Raw genomic sequence first — 18,297 nt, forward strand, 5'->3', positions numbered from 1 at the left:
GTCCAAGATGACGTATGCCAGTCCCTCGGCTTGGGCGCGGCCGAGGGCCTCATGCAGATCAGGTGCTTGAGCTGCGAGAACTGTGATGCCTTCGTGGATGTAGCGGTAGGCGGTGGCGCGGGAGACGCGGTGATCGCGGCCAAGTTTGGGGATGTCGTGTTCGCCGCGGAACCAGCGCAGCACCATGACCGCCTGCCGGAACGGGCTCAGGGCGCGGCTGCCTTGCGGGGTGCCGCGCAGGCGGCGTTCGTCGCGCAGGAGCCGTGCGACGAACTGAACGAGTGCGCGGGAGACATCGAGCGTGGCACGATGAGCAATCACGTGGGGCCTGCCGGTGGGTTGAGCGTCTTGTGGTGAGAGCTCTTCTACCGGGGGCTCCGCGTCTGTTTCCGGCCTTCGGCGACTCCTCCTGAAAGGTCCGGAACGCCACGAACAGCGTCCGAGAAGTCCCAATCGTGCGAACTATTTCGCTGAGATCACCTCATAGACGTCATTCGCCAACGGATACCGAAGTGTCGTGCCCGCCACGTAACGGTGTCACCCAGCTTCAAGTTGCCGGCGGTCACACCTCCGACTGCTTCCTCGGAAGATCCCGCCATTGAGGCTGCGTGAACATCCACGTTCAACGAGATGTCGAAGACTCGTTCCGGAGGAGCCATGACATGCGTGACAATCTCAAAGCTTGGCATGCGTCAATCCTAAGGCGGCGTACTCGTGTGGAACCTTCTGGGTTGCTTCCCGCCATCCTGACTAGATGTCGTGAGGGAAACATAAACCGCATTAGCAGCTCGGGTCTTGCTCGTCCGGATCAGTTCCACCAGGACCAGCGGCGCTCAGCGGTCCTTCTGGAACCGCCTCAGACGGCGTGAAACTGCAACTAGAACCGCAACTAGAACCGCTCCCACGAAGATCTCAAAGGGGCCGAGCAGGATCCAGGTCGTCGACACCTCGATGGTGTATCCGTTTTTGGGCTCGGCTTTCCGCAGGGCGTCAGTCAGCTCTCTCGCCTTGTCGGGTTTCTCCCACTCGGCTTGGAAGCGCTTACCGTCGATCGTGGTGATCTCGATGCGCTGTTCCTTGTCCCGGACAGTGGCGCTCCAGACCTTGTGCTCCTGGATCTGCTTGGCGATGAACGGGAGGTCGGCCTGCGCGTAATCATCGCGGTTGAAGAGAGCCAACGCCGCAAGGAGCACGATGACGACGGCCAGCACCAAGAGCACCGGTTTACGTAGCGGCCGCTTTCTCGACCTTGATGCAGATGCCTCGGTCATCTAACTCCTCTCGGAGGTCTGAAAGCAATCTGACGGCTTACGGCTGAGAAGGCAAGGAGAGTGGCGCGCCCGCGCACGCCTTCCCCTCCTGATCTTCCCGTCTGCCTCGACCCACCGCGGAGCGGCAGCGGGCCGGCGTTGGAGGGGCAAGCGCGTCTTCGCGTGTACGCGAGCCGGTCGCCGTTCCTCGATCATTGGATGCCAACGGTCACAGACGGGCTTGAGCCGTAGGAGTCGGTCTGCTGGGCTTGCCTGGGTCGTGGCAGGTGGGACGATCAGGCTCCCACCTCAGCCACCTACGGACTCCGGCTCACTCTCAGGCGATCATCCCGGAGCCGAGGCCCCCGCCGGAGGCACTTCTTCAAGCAGGTACCAACCTCCGTCTCTGTACTTGAAGACACGGACTTGTTGCGCGAGCCGGAGTGTGATGTCCATGTGAGCGGCGACGGAAAGTTCCTCGTCCGGTAGCCAACTGGCATCACAAGAAGCGCAGACCAGCACGTGATCGTCGGAGCCGCGAATTCGGTAGAGCGCAAGGCTGCCTCGTGTGCAGTTCGGGCATTGGGCACCGGTTGCCATGCGGACATCATGAAGCACTCGGCGGTCTTGAGGCGTGCCGGTACGGAACGGTTGGTGTCCTGCGTGACGGCGGCCCGCAGCGCCGCCCTTGATCCCTATGAGCATAATTCGGCAAGTTCCGCGCCATAGCGCCGAAGAGTCTTGTCGGTGAAGCGGTTGGCGGGACGCAATCCGCGGTTGAGGTCCCGAAGTCGGCGGGTCAAGTCCACGAAGCCCTGCGATGGCCGGAACATCCCGACGGACCCACTTCCGGGGTCGTTCGGCTCGATGAGCTGCACGTTAGTTGAATCAATGAGGAATCTGCCACCTGGTCCCTCAAACACTGCAATGAGGCTGCACGGCATTGACGTCATGCTGCGGGTCTACGCGAAGTGCATCGACGGGCAACGCGAGATCGCCAACCAGCGGATAGACGGCGCTCTTGCGTCATGAGGGATCGATGGCGGAATACTAGCTTGGTGGAACTCTCCCCTGAGCTCAGGAATCGTCTGGCTGAACTGAGAGGTGATCTCCTATGGGGCCGCCTCTCAGGGACCGCGCCGGAGGCCGGTTGGCTGGCTTGCGAGCTCATCGAGGCCGGCCTTAACTGTCCTGCCGTCTGGGAGCTCGCGGGCTATGCATTGTCCATCGGCTCCATGACCGAAGTCGAGCCGCTCGTCCGTGAGGTACTGGTCGAGAGCGGCTTCCCGCCCATTGATCTCCAGCGCACGCCATGGGAGGTCGCCCGGGATGTCGCGCAGGGCATCGCCGAGAGCACGGTTCCGATCGCCAAGGGCGCGGACTTTCTGATCTTCGAACTCGGCGACAAATGCGGTCGTCCCGGGGAGATCTATCTGCTGCAGGGGATGGTGGTTGACTGGGAGGACATACGGGACACCCCACCAAGTGACGACGAGATCCGAGAGCAAGCAAGAAGGATCGCCGACGCTGCAACAGACCGGCTGGCGGCGATGGTGGATCAGGAGTCGTAAGAAGTGGGAATGGCGCCAGTCAAGGGCCTCGGGTCGCTCCGGGGCCCTTCGGCGTTCTCTGGAGGTAGGTCTCATCCCGCAGAGGTCCCGGAAAGCGCCGCGTGACCTGGGAAGCGTGACCAACATCATCCCGCGTATATCCCGCGATCAGCGACAAACGGTGGCTCTCGGTGGCCTACGGCTGCATGTGCGGCGCAGGCCGCACCAAAGCAAAGGACCAGGTCACACGGGATGTGGCCTGGTCTGGAGAGCGCGCCCTGAGGGATTCGAACCCCCGACCGTCGGATTAGAAGTCCGATGCTCTATCCGGCTGAGCTAAGGGCGCTGGATTAATGGGATTGACCAGCACTTTTGCTGACCATGGCATAAGGTAGCATAGCCGCATACCGATGAAACAGCATCGGATTTGGAGCAACCCCGATGGGTAGATCCCCACTCCTCTGCGACCTCATGCCTTCATGGAGGCTGGCACTCGAAAGCGAGGAGCTCGCCGCTGGAACGATCACCAGTTACCTCCACTCGGCACGGCTGCTCACCGAGTACCTCGCTAAGCATGACATGCCGCAGCAGATCTCCAAGATCCGGGCCGAGCACCTGCGCGTCTTCCTCGCCGCGCGCCTGTACGGCTGCTGGGCGGACGGCGAGCGCACACGCCCCTGTGCGTGCGGGGATCTCACCGCACACAGCCCCGGGGACGCGCACAAGCACTTCCGCAACCTGCGGATTCTGTTCAACTGGCTGATCGCCGAAGAGGAGCTGGACGGGGTCTCTCCGATGGCCGGCGTGGCACCGCCCGAGGTCGTGACGCGACCCGCCGAACCCCTCAGCGAGCACGAGCTGAAGCTGATGCTCATGACCTGCTCGGGCACCACCTTCATCGACCGCCGCGACACCGCCATCATGCGCGTCCTGCTGGACAACGGCGTACGCGGATCGGGCCTGGCCGGGCTGCGCTACCACCCGGAGGACGACGAGCTCACCGACGTGTTCCTGAGCCAGCACGCGCTGCGGATCCGGCTCAAGGGAGACCGGATGCGGATGGCGCCCATCGGCCGCAAGACGGCCGCCGCGATCGACCGCTACATCCGCGCCCGCGCCCGGCACTCCCACGCGAGCAGCCCGTGGCTGTGGCTGCCCGAGCGCGGCCGTACGGCGGCCGGGGGCGATCGGCGGCTGACGACGACGGGCATCCTGCAGATGCTCAAGCGCCGGGCCAAGCAGGCGGACATCTCCGGCGTCCACAGCCACCGGTTCCGGACCACGATGGCGGAGTCGTTCCTCGACGCCGGAGGGGATCCGCTCGACCTGATGCGCGTGGGCGGATGGAACTCCCTGGCGGCGGTCCAGCGCTACAGCGCGGCGACCGCCGAGCGCCGCGCCCGGGAGGCGCACGCCCGCATCTCCCCCAGCGACCGGATCTGACCCTGGGGGCGCACCGAGGCCCCGCCGACGACCTGCACCACCTCAGCCGTACGGCACCGGAGGAAGTCGGGCACCATGGAGGAATGACTCGGGTGGTAGGCGCAGAATCGGGTGGTATGTCCGGGACGCTGCTCGGCACATCCGGAACGTGGTCCGGCGAGGCGGATACGGTCACGGACACGCACTTCCGCGTGCTGGCCGACCTTGTCGCGGACGGCGACGTGGTGGTCCTGAGCGGCGCCGGCCTGTCCACCGAGTCCGGCATCCCCGACTATCGCGGCGAAAGCGGTCGCAAGCGGCGGGCCGAGCCCATGACGTACCAGACCTTCGTCGGCAGCGCCGCCGCGCGTCGGCGATATTGGGCGCGCAGCCACCTGGGCTGGCGGCACATCGCCCGTGCCGCCCCCAACGCGGGCCATCGGGCGGTGACCGGCCTCCAGCGCCGCGGGTTGCTCGCCGGCATCATCACCCAGAACGTGGACGGCCTGCACCAGTCCTCCGGCGCCGAGAACGTGATCGAACTGCACGGCAGCCTCGATCGGGTGCGCTGCCTCGGGTGCGGCGCGCGCACCCCGCGCCAGGCGCTGGACGACCGCCTGCGTGCGGCCAACCCCGACTGGCACGCCGAGGTCGGCGCGATCAACCCGGACGGCGACGCCGTGCTCGCCGACGACCGGGTCGACGCCTTCCAGGTCGTGGACTGCCACGGCTGCGGCGGCGTGCTCAAGCCAGACGTGATCTTCTTCGGGGAGAACGTGCCCCGCCCCCGGGTCGACGACTGCTACCGGCTGGTCGAGCGGGCCGGCATGGTGCTGGTCCTCGGCTCGTCGTTGACCGTGATGTCGGGCTACCGGTTCGTACGGCACGCCGCCGGGCGTGACATCCCCATCGTGATCATCAATCGGGGGTCCACCCGGGGCGACACCGACGCCCTCCTGACCTTCGACGCCCCACTGGGCGCGACCCTCACCGCGCTCCTTGCCCGGCTCGGCCCCAAGCCCTGACCCGCGCCACCCCGCCGCCCAAACTCGCCCCGGCGCGGTAACCCCTAAAATCCGCCCTCGGCCCCCAAAAGCGCCGAAGGCGCCGTCCGTATCTTCCGGCCCCTCGACGCCCAGCGCCTCCGCGGCGATCGCCTCGATCGCCCGTCCATCCACCTTCACGTCGAGGTGGTAGCAGTCCTCCAGGAGGTCGACGGTGCGGGCGGGCCCGCAGCGGACGTCGAGGCCGAGTACGGCCACGATCGGCCCGGGCCACGGCCGATGCTCTTCGGCCGGGTCCGCGGAACCGCCTGGAAGAGCCGGCGCCCTCGGACCGGGGGCGGCGCGAGGGCGGGTCAGTCGTCCTTGGTGTCGACGCAGATGACCGCGAAGTTCGTGGCGACGGAGGTCCAGGGCACGATGACGACCGTGCCGTTCCGCTCGAACACCCGCGCCCCCTCGCCGTCCGTGCCGTACTTCTGCGGCAACTCGGCGACCGCCGTGGCGGCGCCGGTGGCGGCGTCGAGGCGGACCAGGCGTGGGGCGAGATCACGACGGTCGCCCACCTCCAGCGCGAGCAGGCCCCGTTCGTCGGCCCGTACGTAGGTGAGCTTCGTGTCCTGCGTGCCCGACGACTGCCACACCTGCTTTCCGGTGGTGAGGTCGAAGGCCAGCGCCTTGTCCTCCGAGCGCGCCTTCCCCGGCACGTTCTCGGCGAAGGTGGCGAGATAGAGCCGGTCGCCGTGCACGACGTACCTGCGCTGTTCGAGGACGCCGTCGATGAAGGCGACCTTGTTCATGGCGAGCATGTCCACATCGCCCGTCTTGATCTCGACCGGCTTCCCGGCCTTGCCGTCAAGCACGGTGAACACGTTCCCGTCGCCCTCCTCGCGCCGGATGATCGTCGGCTCCGCCGACAGCACGGACCCCATCAGGCCCACGTCGCCGATCTCGTATTTCTTCACGAGCTTGCCGGTGGCGGGATCGAGCACCGCGACGTTGGTGCTCGAACCGCTGGCGGTGTAGCACGTCAGCAGGACGGCCACCCGGTCGCCGTTCGCGTTGACGTCCTTGACGCTGCACGTCGTGTCCGACTTCAGGCCCCACGCCCTCCGTCCGTCCGAGAGGCGGTAGCCGTACAGCGCGCGGTCCACGTAGAGGATGGCCATGCCGCCCGCGCTCATGATCCGCGGGACGACGTGCACGTTGGCGAGCCGGGACTTCTCCGCGGCGATCTTGATCTTCCAGGTGAGCTTGCCCGTGGTGGTGTCCAGACCGGTCAGGTGGTCGCACAGTCCGGAAGCGCCGTAGGCGACGGCGCCCTTGCCGTCCGTCAGCTCGGGGGTCGCGCCGCACAGCTCCTCACCGGGCGAGGGGATGCCCCAGGCTCGCGCGCCCGACTTCAGGTTGTACGCGAGCACGCCGTCCCGCTGGGCCCGGATGACGGTGGTGTCGGTCATCCAGGTTCCGTAGGCGTAGCCCGAGGTGAAGTCGAAGCTTCCGGCTTTGGGCAGCGGCACGTCCCAGGTCGCCCCGCCGGCCGAGGCGCCGCCGCCTCCTCCCGAGCCGTCCCTGGCCACCAGCCACGCGGTGCCGCCGCCGACCGCCAGCAGCACCACCAGGCCGAGCGCGACGAGCAGCGTCGTTTTGCCCTTCTTCTTGGCCGGCTGCTCTGGGCCCGCCTGCTGCGGATAGCCGGGCGCTCCCTGCTGGGCGTACGGCGGCTGCGGATATCCGGTCGGCGGCTGCTGCTGGTACGGCGCCTGCGCATATCCCTGCGGCGGCTGCGGAGGATAGCCGGGCGGGGGCGGCTGCGCGGACTGCTGCTCGTAGTAGCGCGGGTCCACCGGTTGGCCCGGCGGGGGCTGGAACTGGGGCTGCCCCTGCGGAATCTGCTGCCCGTACGGCGACTGCGGATCCCCCGACGGGTAATTCGGCCACGTACCCGCGGGGGGCTGAGGCTGAAAGCGCGGATCCATGGGCTGCCCCGGCTGCGGCTGGAACTGGGGCTGCCCCTGCGGGACCTGCTGTCCGTACGGCGACTGCGGATCCCCGTACGGATGATTCGGCCATGTGCCCGCAGGGGGCTGAGGCTGATCGCTCGGGCCCATCGGGTGGCCCGGCTGCGGCTGATACTGCGGGCCCCAGGGCGAAGGCACCGGCCTGTCGGCGTAGGGGTCCCCGGTGTTCTGCTCCGTCATCTTCGCTCCCCCGATCAGGCGAGCACGCGGCGGACGTAGCCCGCCCACTGCCGCTCGAAGTCCGTCTTTTTCACGCCCAGCTCCTGGAACAGCGCCGCCTCGCTGTCGTCACCGTGCGCCCGGTAGGCGGCGACCACGCCCGCGACCAGCTTCTGATCGCCGTACCGCTCGGCGATGTACCGCATGGCGAGGTGCCCCATCAGGTAGTTGACGCTCGTCATGCCCTTGCTGTCCCAGAAGACGTTGTCCGGCAGCGTGCCGTCGAAGGGCCGGGCGACGTCGAGCTGCCCGGCCAGATAGGCCCGTCCCTCCGGCAGGCGCCGGTTCCGTCCCATCGGCCCGTCGCGGTTCGCGACGTACTCGGCGAAGCCTTCCACGATCCAGTTGGCCTTGCCGAACAGGGAGAACTCCGCGCTGTCCAGGCCGGCGATCAGCGAGTGCGCCAGCTCGTGCCGGCTGATCTCGGAGATGCCCTCCGCGTCGTCGAAGAACTGCGACGTCGTGTCCATGACGACACGGGTGCCGCCGATCTTGACGGGGTCTCCCGCCGCGCCCCAGCTCGGCATGCCGATGGAGACGCCCGCCTCGTTCGCCTGCGTCTTGCGGAACAGGTTGCCGAGCTGCGCCTTGCCCTTCACCAGCGCGACCACGAACCCGGCGGGCACCTGGGCGTCGGGGTCGCCGTTGCGCTTCCAGTACGCGAGGTCGGCCGCGGCGGCGCCGGCCACGGCCGAGGCGGCACGCTGGGCCAGGGCGGCGTCCTGCGACCGGGTGAGGATCACGTTGCCGCCCGCCTTCACCACGGTGACGTCCGGCCAGATGTCCCACGGCCCCGGGTAGAACACCGTCTTGGAGCCCTCGCCGCTCAAGATCGGAGGTGACGCGCCGCCGACCTTGGTGACGACCAGGGGTGCGTCGGCCGACGCCTTCTCGATCGTCCAGCGGTACCACTCAGAGACCGGACGCAGGTCGATCCCGGCGAAGCGGTGGACGAAGGCGACGTCCTGGGTGAACTTCACCCCACGCCCGAAGCTGTCCTCGACGCGACCGTCACGGCCCACCAGCACCTTGTAGGACATCTCGCTGAAGGGCATCTTGCGCAGGTTGGCGAGGACGCGCGTCTGGTCGCGGACCAGGGCGGCGTTCTTCTTGTCGAAGATCGAGGTGAACGCGGCCGCGTCGCCGGCGGCGAGCGCCTTGCTGTGCTGCTCGACCAGCGCGGTGATCTCCTCGTCCTTGACGACGACCGTGGAGGGGTCGGTCGCGCCCTTCCCCTGCTCCTGGGCCTGCGCGTCGCCCCGGTCGCGCAGGACGAGGCCGACGCCCGCGCCGCCCCCGACGACCAGGACGAGGGACAGCACGCCGAGGATCACCCACAGCCCCCGCCCTCGTTTGGAAGGGGGCGGAGGTGGCGGCGTGGGCGCGCCCTGCCAGGGCTGCTGCCACTGCGCTCCGAAAGGCCCCGCGGGAGGACCCTGCGGCGGGGCGGCGGGCGGACCGGCGGGCGGGCCGGGAAGAGGCCCCTGTGAAACGCCGGGAGGAGGGCCCTGGGGAAAGCCGAAGGGAGAGCCCTGCGAAACGTCGGGCGGAGGTCCCTGCGGCGGCCCCGGCGGTGGTGCCGACGTGGGCCCGTACGGCGGCGCCGGAGGCCCGCCCTGCCATTCGCCCTGTGGGAAAGCCTGCGGCTGTCCCGGTGGCGGCCCCTGCCACTGAGACGGTCCAGGCTGGTGCCCCTGGTGATAACTGGGCTCACTCATCACTTGCGCCCCGTTAACCGTTGTAGGTTTCAAAGGGCAAAGAGCGTATCAGTCGGCCAAAAACCTGGCATTAACCAAACGAATCGCCACAACTCGCCCAAGGCCAGGGGCACCGGCGCCGGACGGAACACCCACCCCACGCGCGCGAGCGGTCGATGACCCGCGAACCCGAAACCCGGGGCGGACGTAAGCGATGCTCGAACGGATCCACAAACCGGTCAGCGGCGAACACCCCGGTGAACGTCGCTTAATGGGCAATCGCCGTTCGAGCTACCGTAAAGCGTTATGACTCACTCAAGTGCGGAGGAGATCCGCCGGGTGACCGCCTTCTGGCGGGACCTCGGCCTTCCCGGGCTGATCGACGTGCACACCCACTTCATGCCGGAGCGGGTGCTGGCCAAGGTCTGGGCGTACTTCGACGCCGCCGGGCCGCTGACCGCGCGGCCCTGGCCGATCGCCTATCGCCTCGAGGAGGAGGACCGGCTCGCTCGGCTGCGGTCCTTCGGCGTCCTGACCTTCACCTCGATGCTCTATCCCCACAAGCCGGACATGGCGACCTGGCTGAACGGCTGGGCCGCCGACTTCGCCGAACGCACCCCCGGCTGCCTGCACACCGCGACCTTCTTCCCCGAACCCGGCGTCAGGCGGTACGTCGCCGAGGCGATCGAGGCGGGCGCGCGGGTGTTCAAGGCGCACCTCCAGGTGGGCGCCTACGACCCCGCCGACCCGCTGCTGGACGACGTGTGGGGCCTGCTCGCGGAGGCGGGCGTCCCCGTGGTGGCGCACTGCGGCTCGGGTCCGGCGCCCGGACGGCACACCGGGCCGGGGCCGATCGGCGCCGTGCTCGCCCGCCACCCCCGGCTGCGGCTGATCGTCGCGCACATGGGCCTGCCGGAGTACTCCGACTTCCTCGACCTGGCCGCCCGCCATCCATACGTCCACCTGGACACGACGATGGCGTTCACCGACTTCACCGAGGAGGCCACGCCCTTCCCCCGGAGCGAGCTGCCCCGGCTGCTCGACCTGGAGGACCGGATCCTGTTCGGCAGCGACTTCCCGAACATCCCCTATCCGTACGCGGAGGCGCTGGAGGCCCTCGCCCGGCTCGACCTCGGGGACGGCTGGCTGCGCGCGGTCTGCCACGACAACGCCGCCCGCCTCTTCCCGGCTACACGCGCGCAGCGATCCTGAGGTCGCGTTCGAAGGCGTCGATGTCCTCGTCCGTGAGCGTGCCGCGGGTGCTCCCGATCGCGTTCAGGTAGTCGTCGGTGAGCCGGTACGGCTCCGGGTCGTGCCCGCGCGCAAGGTGGCGTTCGAACGCGGCCTGCGCCGCCGTGCGGGCGGCGTAGCCGATGTCGGCGGGGGTGAAGCGGGCGCTCGCCTCCACCAGCGCGTCGAGTTCCACCTGCGGCAGCCGGTCCGGGCCGATGTGGCTGGCCCACATGGCGCGCCGCGCGGCCGCGTCCGGCGGGCCGACGGGGATCAGGTAGTCGAACCGGCCCGGACGCAGGAACGCCGAGTCGAGGCTGCAGACGGTGTTCGTCGCGCAGATCAGCAGCCGCCGCTCCCGCCTGCGGAAGATCGGGATCAGCTTGAGCAGCTCGTTGGTGACCCGGTGCGCGGTCGAGGTCGGGTCGCGCCGCTGCGAGGCGATCTCCTCCGCCTCGTCGAAGAAGAGGACCACCTGCTCCAGGTGCTCGACCTGCGAGAAGAGCGTCCGGAGCCCGCCCGCCACGCCGAGCGGGTCCGCGGCGAGCTGGTACGGGAAGACCTCGACGAACGGCCAGCGCAGCCGGGACGCGACCGCCCGAGCGAACGTCGTCTTCCCGGTCCCCGGCGGCCCGAACAGGACGACCGCGCGCGGCGGCTCCAGCCCGTAGCGCGCGGCGACGTCCTGGTGTTCGAGCGGCATCACCAGGCGGCGCTCGATCACCGCCTTCTCCGCCTCCATGCCCGCGATCTCGTCCCACAGGCGCGGCGGGGGGACGGCGCCGCCGATCTGGTCGAGGATCGCGACCTCGGCCCTGGCCAGCGGAAGGTGCTTCTCGAAATAGCCGATATCGGTCCGGTAGGCGTACCCGGAGTTGAAGAACGCGCTCTCGCCGACCTCGTGGACCGGCAACAGGGCGCCGATGCAGTGCACACCGATCCGGGCGAGGCGCTCCTCCAGGGCGGACAGCAGAGCCGACCCGATACCCCGGCGCCGCCACTCCCCCGCTATCGCGATCTTGAGCACCCAGGCCCGGTCGTCGGCCACCACGGACACCGCGACCCCGACGATCTGGTCGCCGACGACGGCGACGACCGCGGGCGCGCCGCGGCCGAGCGCGCCGATCCCCTCCGACAGCGTCACCGTCGGCTCGGCGCCCGTGTCCCGCGCGTCCTCCCAGATCCTGACGACCTGGTCCAGGTCCGCTTCCTTGAGATCACGAAGATGCCATGGAGCCATCCACGTCCTCCAGTCCGATGGCGATGAGGGGGGATGAAGCACGCACCCTTCCCCTCATCACGCCATCGAAACAGGACGTGACGCGAGCCACCTGGTCGCGGTCGAGCCGCGGCTCACATGTTGATCATGTGACCGGCCAGGCCGTGGATCGCCTCCTTGACCGCCTCGCCCAGCGTCGGGTGCGCGTGGACGTTGCGCGCGACCTCGTTGACGGTCAGGTCCCACTGCTGGGCCAGGGTCAGCTCCGGCAGCAGCTCCGTGACGTCCGGCCCGATCAGGTGGGCGCCGAGCAGCTCGCCGTACTTGGCGTCGCTGAGGATCTTGACGAAGCCGACGGTGTCGCCGAGGCCGTGCGCCTTGCCGTTCGCACTGAAGGGGAACTTCGCCACCTTCACGTCGAAGCCCTGCTCGCGCGCCTGCGCCTCGGTCCAGCCGAAGCTCGCGATCTGCGGCTGGCAGTACGTCGCCCGCGGGATCATGACGTAGTCCAGCTCCATCGTCTCGGCGTCCGCGATCGTCTCGGCCGCGACGACGCCCATCGCCTCCGCCGCGTGCGCGAGCATGAGCTTGGCCGTGACGTCACCGATGGCGTAGATGTGCGGCACGCTCGTACGGCACCGCCCGTCCACCTCGATGGCTCCGCGGTCGCTCACCCGGACCCCGGTGTTCTCCAGGCCGTATCCGGTGACGTTCGGCTGGAATCCGATGGCCTGCAGCACCTTGTCGGTCTCCAGGACCTGCTGCTTGCCCTCGTGCGACACCGTGACCCGGACCTTCTCACCGGTGTCGTCGATGCTCTCGACCCGGGTGGAGGTCATGACGTTGACGCCGAGCCGCCGGTAGCGCCGCGCCAGCTCGGCCGACACCTCGGCGTCCTCAAGCGGCACCATCCGGTCGAAGAACTCCACGATCGTGACGTCCACGCCGTAGCTGTTCAGCACGTAGCCGAACTCCACGCCGATCGCGCCCGCGCCGGCGATCACGATGCTGCCCGGCAGCGTGTCGCTGAGGATCTGCTCCTCGTACGTCACGACCCGCTCGCTGAGCGACGTGCCCGGCAGCAGCCGCGCACTCGCGCCCGCCGCGATGATGCAGGAGTCGAACGTCACGGTTTCCGTGCCGCCACCGTTCAACGTCACCTGCAGCGTGTTGGGGTCGGTGAAGTGGCCGCGCCCCTCGAACTGGGTGATCGCGTTCTTCTTCATCAGGTAGTGGACGCCCTTGACCCGGCCGTCGGCGACCTTGCGGCTGCGCTCGTAGGCCACGCCGTAGTCGAAGCCGACCTGGCCGTCCACGTTGATGCCGTACGTCTTGGCTTCGTTGGCGAACAGGTGCACCAGCTCGGCGTTGCGCAGCAGCGCCTTCGACGGAATGCAGCCCACATTGAGGCAGACGCCACCCCAGTAGCGCTCCTCGACCACGGCCGTACGGAGCCCGAGCTGGGCCGCGCGGATCGCGGCGACATATCCTCCGGGGCCGGCGCCCAGCACGACCACATCAAAGTGATTGCTCATGCGCCAACAATAGGCCGCCACCGGACCGCGCCCTCCGGCCGCCGAGCCGCCGCCGTACCCGCGCGGAAAAGGCCCGGAAACGGGTCCCGAGACGGGTCCGGCTGGACGCGCCGCCCCTGGGTAGCGGACCTGGATGACCACCGAGAAGGTCGCCTTCACCGGCGTGCGGCAGACCCTCCTCGCCACCCTGTACGGCAGGGCGCTGGACAGCCTCGCGGACCGGCCCGTGCTCGGGGACCGGATGGCCGAGGACGCCGTCCGCCGCATCGCGTTCGACTTCACGAGGTTCCGCCTGACCCCGGGCGAGGCGGCGGTCGTCGCCATGCGGGGGCGGCAGCTCGACGAGTGGACGCGCGCGTTCCTGTCCGGCCATCCGGACGCCGTCGTCGCGCATCTGGGGTGCGGCCTGGACTGCCGGGTCTTCCGGGTCGCTCCTCCGGCCGGGGTCCAGTGGTTCGACGTGGACTATCCCGAGGTGGTCGAGCTGCGCCGCCGGCTCTATCCGGGACGTCAGGGGTACCGGCTGATCGGCTGCTCGGTCACCGAGCCCGGGTGGCTGCCGGACATCCCCCGGGACCGCCCCGCGCTCCTGGTGGCCGAGGGGCTCACGATGTACCTGACCGAGCCGGCCATGGAGACACTCGTCCACCGCGTCGCCGATCACTTCGGCGCGGGCGGGGAGGCGGCCTTCGACGCGGTCAGCCCACTCGCCGTGCGGTTGCAGCGGCTGAACCGCATCCTGCGGACCGCCGGCGCCACCCTCACCTGGGGGCTCGGCGATCCCCGCCGTCCGGAGGGCTGGGACCCGCGATTCCACCTGATCGATGAGATCTCCGCCGTGGAACTGCCCTGGATCGACCGCCTGCCGTTCCCTTACCGGCTGGCCTGCCGTGTCATGCGGCTGTTCCCTCCGCTGCGCCGCCTGGGCGTACTGGTGCGCTACCAGTTCTCCGGCTGAACCCGCCGGGGCGTCAGGCGCCCTCGATGAGGTGGCGGCGCAGCTCGTCCTCGTGGGCGTCGAGCCAGGCGCCCGCCCTGCGGATGCGCTCCCCCGCTCCCTCGGCCCATCGGCGCGCCCAGTCGCCGCCGAGCGTCAGGGCACGCGTCCGGGTCGCTACGTACGAGCGGCCGAGCCGGGTCCGCGCCGTGTCGATCAGGCGCAGCCGATCCCGTACGGAGAGGCCGTACGCGTCGCAGAAGAGCCGCAACCGGGGGCCGGCGTCCATGCCGCGCTGGCGCGGATCGCGGTCGATGGGGTCGGCGATCGGCGCCCAGTGCCGCAGCGTCGTGACCACGTCGAACAGCCGGGTCGTCGGCCGGGCCAGGTCGAAGTCGATCAGTGCGTACGGCATCGGCCGGCCGGACGGCCCCGGGCGGAAGACGACGTTCTCCGGAGTGACGTCGCAGTGGCCGACCAGCTCCGGCGACTCGTCCGCCTGGGACCCCTGCTCCCAGACCGCGTCCGGCGGCGGGACGAAGCTCTCGGCGGCGTCGTGGAAGCGGCGCAGCAGGCGGGCCAGCGCGGCGAGAGTCTCGTCGGCCACCGCCCACGCGGGCAGCGGCCGGGTGGCCGTCTCGCCGTCGACGAAGGTCAGGATCTCGCGGTCCTGCCCGTCGACTCCGAGCACGCGCGGGGCGCCGTCGAATCCCACGGCCTCAAGGTGCGCGAGCAGGGCGTGTACGGACGGCGAGGCGGCCGTCATGGGGCGCCGCACGGTCGCCCCGACCCGTACGATCCTCTCCTCTTCGGTGCCGAAGGCGATCTCTACGGGGGCCGTGCTGACGAACATAGCCTTCGAGATTAGACCCATCGGTCCGCTGCTGTACCGATTTTCGGTCATGGTGATCCACGCCGTCAGGCCGTGATCGTCCCCGACCTCCCCGTCCGACCAAGGTCAACAAATCGGATGGTCCGGAACCGTCGAGTGTCGGGACGGCGGCCCCACACCCCCGCCACGGAAGATCACCCGGCCGGTCACCCTGGACGGCATGCGCCCGACCGGAGAAATCGCCGGAAAGGCGGGATCGATACAGGAAGAAATATAACGACAAATATCGACCATCCGAATCGTCTCCATTCAACCCCAAAAGCCGCATTGACCTGCATTTAAAGAAATTTACAAGTCAATTGCAAGAACGCCCTCGAAAACTCGCTTCCGGTGACAGCGACCGCGAACGGCGAAGGGGGCGCAAAGGTGAAAACGCGTTCCGGGCACCCGGATCTGCTGCGTGACATCGTCACCGCCGAGATCGTCCGCGCCGGAGGAAACGGCTGGTCGATCGGCCGGGACGACTTCTGGTGCAGGGTCCTGCCGGACGGCCGGCCGATACCCGCGCAGGGGTGGAAACTCCACCTCTCGGCGACGATGCTGTCCGCCCCCGTGGTGCTCTCCTGCGCCGCGCGCGTGCTGGTCGAGGCGGAGTGCGCCTTCAAATTCCCGATACAGCTGAGCGAGTACTGGAAGCTCCTCGAACCCCACTGCGCCCGGGCGCAGGCCGGCAAATTCGTCACGGTTTACCCGCGGGACGACGCGGAGTCGGTGCGGCTGGCCGCGCTGCTGGACGAGGCGACGCACGGCCTTCCCGGACCGGTGATCCTCTCCGACCGCCCGTACCGCGAGGGCGGGATCGTGTACTACCGCTACGGCGCCTTCCGCGGACACCGGGTGCTGGGCAACGACGGCTTCTACGAGGTCCGGCTGCGGACCCCCGACGGTGGTCTCCTGCTCGACGAGCGGCGCCCGACGTTCTCCCCGCCGGCGTTCGCGACCTGCCCGTTCGAGGCCCCGCCGCCCCGGCGGTCCGCCGGTTCGGTGCTGCTCAACGACCGCTTCCTGGTGCGCAAGGCCGTACGGCACGCGAACCGCGGCGGCGTGTACTACGCGGAGGACACCAAGACCGGGCGCGAGGTGGTCATCAAGGAGGGCCGTCCCCACGCCTGCGCGGACCTGCGCGGCGTGGACGCGGCGGGCCGGATCAGGGCCGAGCACCTGCGGTTGCGCGAGCTGGCCCCCAGCGGCGTCGTGCCGGCCGTCGTGGACTTCTTCGAGCAGGGCGGGCACGCGTTCCTGGTGGAGGAGCGCCTCCCCGGCCTCACGCTGCAGCGCTGGGTCGACCGGCACACCGGGCCGCTGGGCGAGACCGGGTTCGGCCTCGACGCGGCGCGCGTGCTGCCCCTGGTCACCCGTCTCCTCGACCTGGTGCGGGCGGTGCACGACCGGGATCGCAGGATCGGCGACCTCTCGCCGAACAACGTCATGGTGCTGCCCGACGGCGAGCTGCGGCTCATCGACCTGGAGCACGCGGCCGCGCCGGGGGACGTCGTCCTCGTCGGAGGCACCGCCGGATATCTGGCGCCCGAGTGCGCCGAGCAGGCCGGGCGGCTCGCGCCCGCACCGGAGGAGAGCGCCGACCGGTACAGCCTCGGAGCGCTGGTGTACCTCCTGGCGGTCGGCGCGCACCTCGACCCGCCCGTCCTCGCCCGGGTCGCCGCGACGGCCGCGGACAACCCCACGCTGGCCCTGCTGCGCCCCCTCGTCGAGGGGCTGGTGGCGGCGGAACCGGAGCGGCGCTGGTCGCTGGACGCCTGCGAGCGCTTCCTGGCCGGACTCACGCCCGGGGACGCGACCCCCACCGGGACGTCCCCGGCGCCGCGCCTGCTGGACCGGCTGGTCGACGACGGGATCGCGCACCTGGTCGAGACGATGGACGCGAGCGAGGGCAGCCCGTCCCCCTGGCCGAACGTCACCGACGACATCGAAGCGGATCCGTGCGCGATCAGCGGCGGGGCGCCGGGCATCCTCGGCGTGCTGACCCTGGCCCTGCCGGCGGCGCCAGTAGAGGACGCGGTCGCCGCCGTCTGCCGGTGGCTGCGGCGGCGGCTGGAGGACGAGGACGTCTGGCGGCCGGGCCTGTACTTCGGGCGCTCCGGGGCTCTGTGGGCGCTCCACGACGCGGCGAGCGCGATCGGCGACGCCGAGACCGCCGGGTTCGCCGCGCGGACGGCGCTGCGGCTCCCCGCCGACGGCCCGAGCCCCGACGTGACCCACGGGCTGGCCGGCTGCGGCCTGGCGGTGCTGCACCTCGCGTCGCGGACCGGTGACCCCGGCCTGCGGGAGCACGCCGTACGGATCTTCGACAACCTGCTCGAGGCGCGCTCGTACCTGGACGGGCACCCGCAGTGGCCGACCCCCGAATCACACGATTCCGGGCTGGCCGGGACGAACCACTTCGGCTTCGCGCACGGCATCGCCGGCATCGGCACCGCCCTGCTGTACGCGGGCCAGGCCCTCGACCGGCCGGACTGGATGGCGGCGGTGGACGAGATCGCCCGGGCCTTCGCCGCGTACGCCGAGGTGGACGGCGACACGGCCTGGTGGCCGACCCTGCGCGACGACCCGGAGACGGCGCGGCCGCGCCGCCCGCACTGGTGCAGCGGCTCGTCCGGCGTCGGCACCTTCCTGGTGCGGCACTGGGCGGCCACCGGCGACCCGGTCTCGCTCGTCCTGTCCCGCAAGGCGGCGGTCGCGGTCCACCGCACGCGTCGGCAGTCGGGGTCGGCGGCCTGCCACGGGCTGCCCGGCGACGGGGAGTTCCTGCTGGACATGGCCGAGCTGACCGGCGAGGAGCGCTACCACCGCTGGGCGCTGGACCTGGCCGGCTGCCTGGAACTCACCGCGGTCGAGCGCACGGGCCGGCTGCTCGTCCCCGACAACCGCGGAGACATCGTTCCGACCTACCTGGGAGGCACGGCGGGCACGCTCGCCTTCCTCCTCCGGCTGCGCCACCGCCACGAGCGGATGTGGCTGCCGGGCACCCCGAGACTCGCCGCTCCCGACCCGGGACGGCGATAACGAGCCGGGCCGCGCAAGGCGACCCGGACCGACAGAAAGGAGAAGGCCATGTCCTTCGACATCCGCGACCTGCAGGAGCTGCCCGAGGTCGAGCCCGCCGACAAGGAGGCGCTGCGGATCACGAACTGCTTCAAGCACGCCGGTTGCACCGACCTCTAAGTCGGCAGCTCTGATCGACTCCGTCGATCATCATGGCCCTGCCCGCCCGTACGGACGGGCAGGGCCATGCCCCTTTTCGCCCGCCATCGCGGGGTTTCCCCAGAGAAGGACAGGTCTCGCCGTGCCCGACCAGCCCGCCCC

General features: G+C 69.8%; 12 protein-coding genes, 1 tRNA gene and 1 pseudogene. 6 read left to right on the forward strand and 8 right to left on the reverse strand.

The genetic code is table 11. From position 1 onward, the window contains the following. Together AWQ68_RS41725 and AWQ68_RS37195 are read right to left on the reverse strand one after the other, a co-directional pair. A pseudogene (locus AWQ68_RS41725) lies at positions 1–321 on the reverse strand (IS5/IS1182 family transposase); the annotation flags it as partial. Positions 322–833: 512 nt separating this feature from the next. Next, on the reverse strand, positions 834–1,271 hold the full coding sequence (locus AWQ68_RS37195) for a hypothetical protein (RefSeq protein ID WP_157546360.1): 438 nt from the start codon (positions 1,269–1,271) through the stop codon (positions 834–836). Between the two features lie 1,037 nt (positions 1,272–2,308). On the opposite strand from AWQ68_RS37195, the gene AWQ68_RS37200 reads away from it, so the two are divergent. Further along, positions 2,309–2,821, forward strand: coding sequence for a hypothetical protein (locus AWQ68_RS37200; protein WP_066950504.1), 513 nt, complete (start codon positions 2,309–2,311; stop codon positions 2,819–2,821). A 251-nt stretch (positions 2,822–3,072) separates the two neighbouring features. Here AWQ68_RS37200 and AWQ68_RS37205 read toward each other — a convergent pair. Continuing rightward, a tRNA-Arg gene (locus AWQ68_RS37205) sits at positions 3,073–3,146 on the reverse strand. Between the two features lie 125 nt (positions 3,147–3,271). On the opposite strand from AWQ68_RS37205, the gene AWQ68_RS37210 reads away from it, so the two are divergent. Together AWQ68_RS37210 and AWQ68_RS37215 are read left to right on the forward strand one after the other, a co-directional pair. Next, complete coding sequence (locus AWQ68_RS37210) at positions 3,272–4,243, forward strand: tyrosine-type recombinase/integrase (RefSeq protein WP_169809062.1); 972 nt, start codon at positions 3,272–3,274, stop codon at positions 4,241–4,243. A 116-nt stretch (positions 4,244–4,359) separates the two neighbouring features. Further along, positions 4,360–5,247, forward strand: a complete 888-nt coding sequence (locus AWQ68_RS37215) for an NAD-dependent protein deacetylase (protein ID WP_084464833.1) — start codon at positions 4,360–4,362, stop codon at positions 5,245–5,247. Positions 5,248–5,579: 332 nt separating this feature from the next. On the opposite strand, the gene AWQ68_RS37220 is transcribed toward AWQ68_RS37215, so the two are convergent. Beyond that, a complete protein-coding gene (locus AWQ68_RS37220; RefSeq protein ID WP_066950510.1) occupies positions 5,580–7,070 on the reverse strand; it encodes an outer membrane protein assembly factor BamB family protein in 1,491 nt (496 codons plus the stop codon). A gap of 368 nt (positions 7,071–7,438) precedes the next feature. Beyond that, positions 7,439–8,797, reverse strand: coding sequence for a hypothetical protein (locus AWQ68_RS37225; RefSeq protein WP_066950513.1), 1,359 nt, complete (start codon positions 8,795–8,797; stop codon positions 7,439–7,441). A 669-nt stretch (positions 8,798–9,466) separates the two neighbouring features. Here AWQ68_RS37225 and AWQ68_RS37230 point away from each other — a divergent pair. Continuing rightward, positions 9,467–10,372, forward strand: coding sequence for an amidohydrolase family protein (locus AWQ68_RS37230; protein ID WP_066950514.1), 906 nt, complete (start codon positions 9,467–9,469; stop codon positions 10,370–10,372). Here the strand turns inward: AWQ68_RS37230 and AWQ68_RS37235 are convergent. Both AWQ68_RS37235 and lpdA read right to left on the reverse strand, forming a co-directional pair. Continuing rightward, positions 10,350–11,630 carry an ATP-binding protein gene (locus tag AWQ68_RS37235; protein WP_066950516.1) on the reverse strand — a complete coding sequence of 427 codons (1,281 nt, stop codon included), beginning with the start codon at positions 11,628–11,630 and terminating at the stop codon, positions 10,350–10,352. The two genes, AWQ68_RS37230 and AWQ68_RS37235, sit on opposite strands and share 23 nt — an antisense overlap. A gap of 113 nt (positions 11,631–11,743) precedes the next feature. Continuing rightward, positions 11,744–13,144, reverse strand: a complete 1,401-nt coding sequence (lpdA, locus tag AWQ68_RS37240; RefSeq protein ID WP_066950518.1) for a dihydrolipoyl dehydrogenase — start codon at positions 13,142–13,144, stop codon at positions 11,744–11,746. A 133-nt stretch (positions 13,145–13,277) separates the two neighbouring features. Here lpdA and AWQ68_RS37245 point away from each other — a divergent pair, with 133 nt between their 5' ends. Beyond that, complete coding sequence (locus tag AWQ68_RS37245) at positions 13,278–14,102, forward strand: class I SAM-dependent methyltransferase (protein WP_066950520.1); 825 nt, start codon at positions 13,278–13,280, stop codon at positions 14,100–14,102. Between the two features lie 13 nt (positions 14,103–14,115). On the opposite strand, the gene AWQ68_RS37250 is transcribed toward AWQ68_RS37245, so the two are convergent. Then, positions 14,116–14,934 carry a phosphotransferase gene (locus tag AWQ68_RS37250; RefSeq protein WP_066950522.1) on the reverse strand — a complete coding sequence of 273 codons (819 nt, stop codon included), beginning with the start codon at positions 14,932–14,934 and terminating at the stop codon, positions 14,116–14,118. A gap of 405 nt (positions 14,935–15,339) precedes the next feature. Between AWQ68_RS37250 and lanL the strand changes: the two genes are divergently transcribed. Next, positions 15,340–17,997: a class IV lanthionine synthetase LanL gene (gene lanL / locus AWQ68_RS37255; protein ID WP_066950525.1), complete on the forward strand. Its 2,658-nt coding sequence runs from the start codon at positions 15,340–15,342 to the stop codon at positions 17,995–17,997. Positions 17,998–18,297 lie beyond the last annotated feature (300 nt).

Origin of the sequence: Microtetraspora fusca, assembly GCF_001570365.1 — a bacterium.
Lineage (GTDB): Bacteria > Actinomycetota > Actinomycetes > Streptosporangiales > Streptosporangiaceae > Microtetraspora > Microtetraspora fusca.

Bases quoted from the DNA above. Each gene is read 5' to 3' on its own strand.
- AWQ68_RS37250 (WP_066950522.1), bottom strand. From the start codon at position 14,934: ATGTTCGTCAGCACGGCCCCCGTAGAGATCGCCTTCGGCACCGAAGAG.
- AWQ68_RS37245 (WP_066950520.1), top strand. From the start codon at position 13,278: ATGACCACCGAGAAGGTCGCCTTCACCGGCGTGCGGCAGACCCTCCTC.
- AWQ68_RS37235 (WP_066950516.1), bottom strand. From the start codon at position 11,630: ATGGCTCCATGGCATCTTCGTGATCTCAAGGAAGCGGACCTGGACCAG.
- AWQ68_RS37215 (WP_084464833.1), top strand. From the start codon at position 4,360: ATGTCCGGGACGCTGCTCGGCACATCCGGAACGTGGTCCGGCGAGGCG.
- AWQ68_RS37230 (WP_066950514.1), top strand. From the start codon at position 9,467: ATGACTCACTCAAGTGCGGAGGAGATCCGCCGGGTGACCGCCTTCTGG.
- AWQ68_RS37195 (WP_157546360.1), bottom strand. From the start codon at position 1,271: ATGACCGAGGCATCTGCATCAAGGTCGAGAAAGCGGCCGCTACGTAAA.
- lpdA (WP_066950518.1), bottom strand. From the start codon at position 13,144: ATGAGCAATCACTTTGATGTGGTCGTGCTGGGCGCCGGCCCCGGAGGA.
- AWQ68_RS37210 (WP_169809062.1), top strand. From the start codon at position 3,272: ATGCCTTCATGGAGGCTGGCACTCGAAAGCGAGGAGCTCGCCGCTGGA.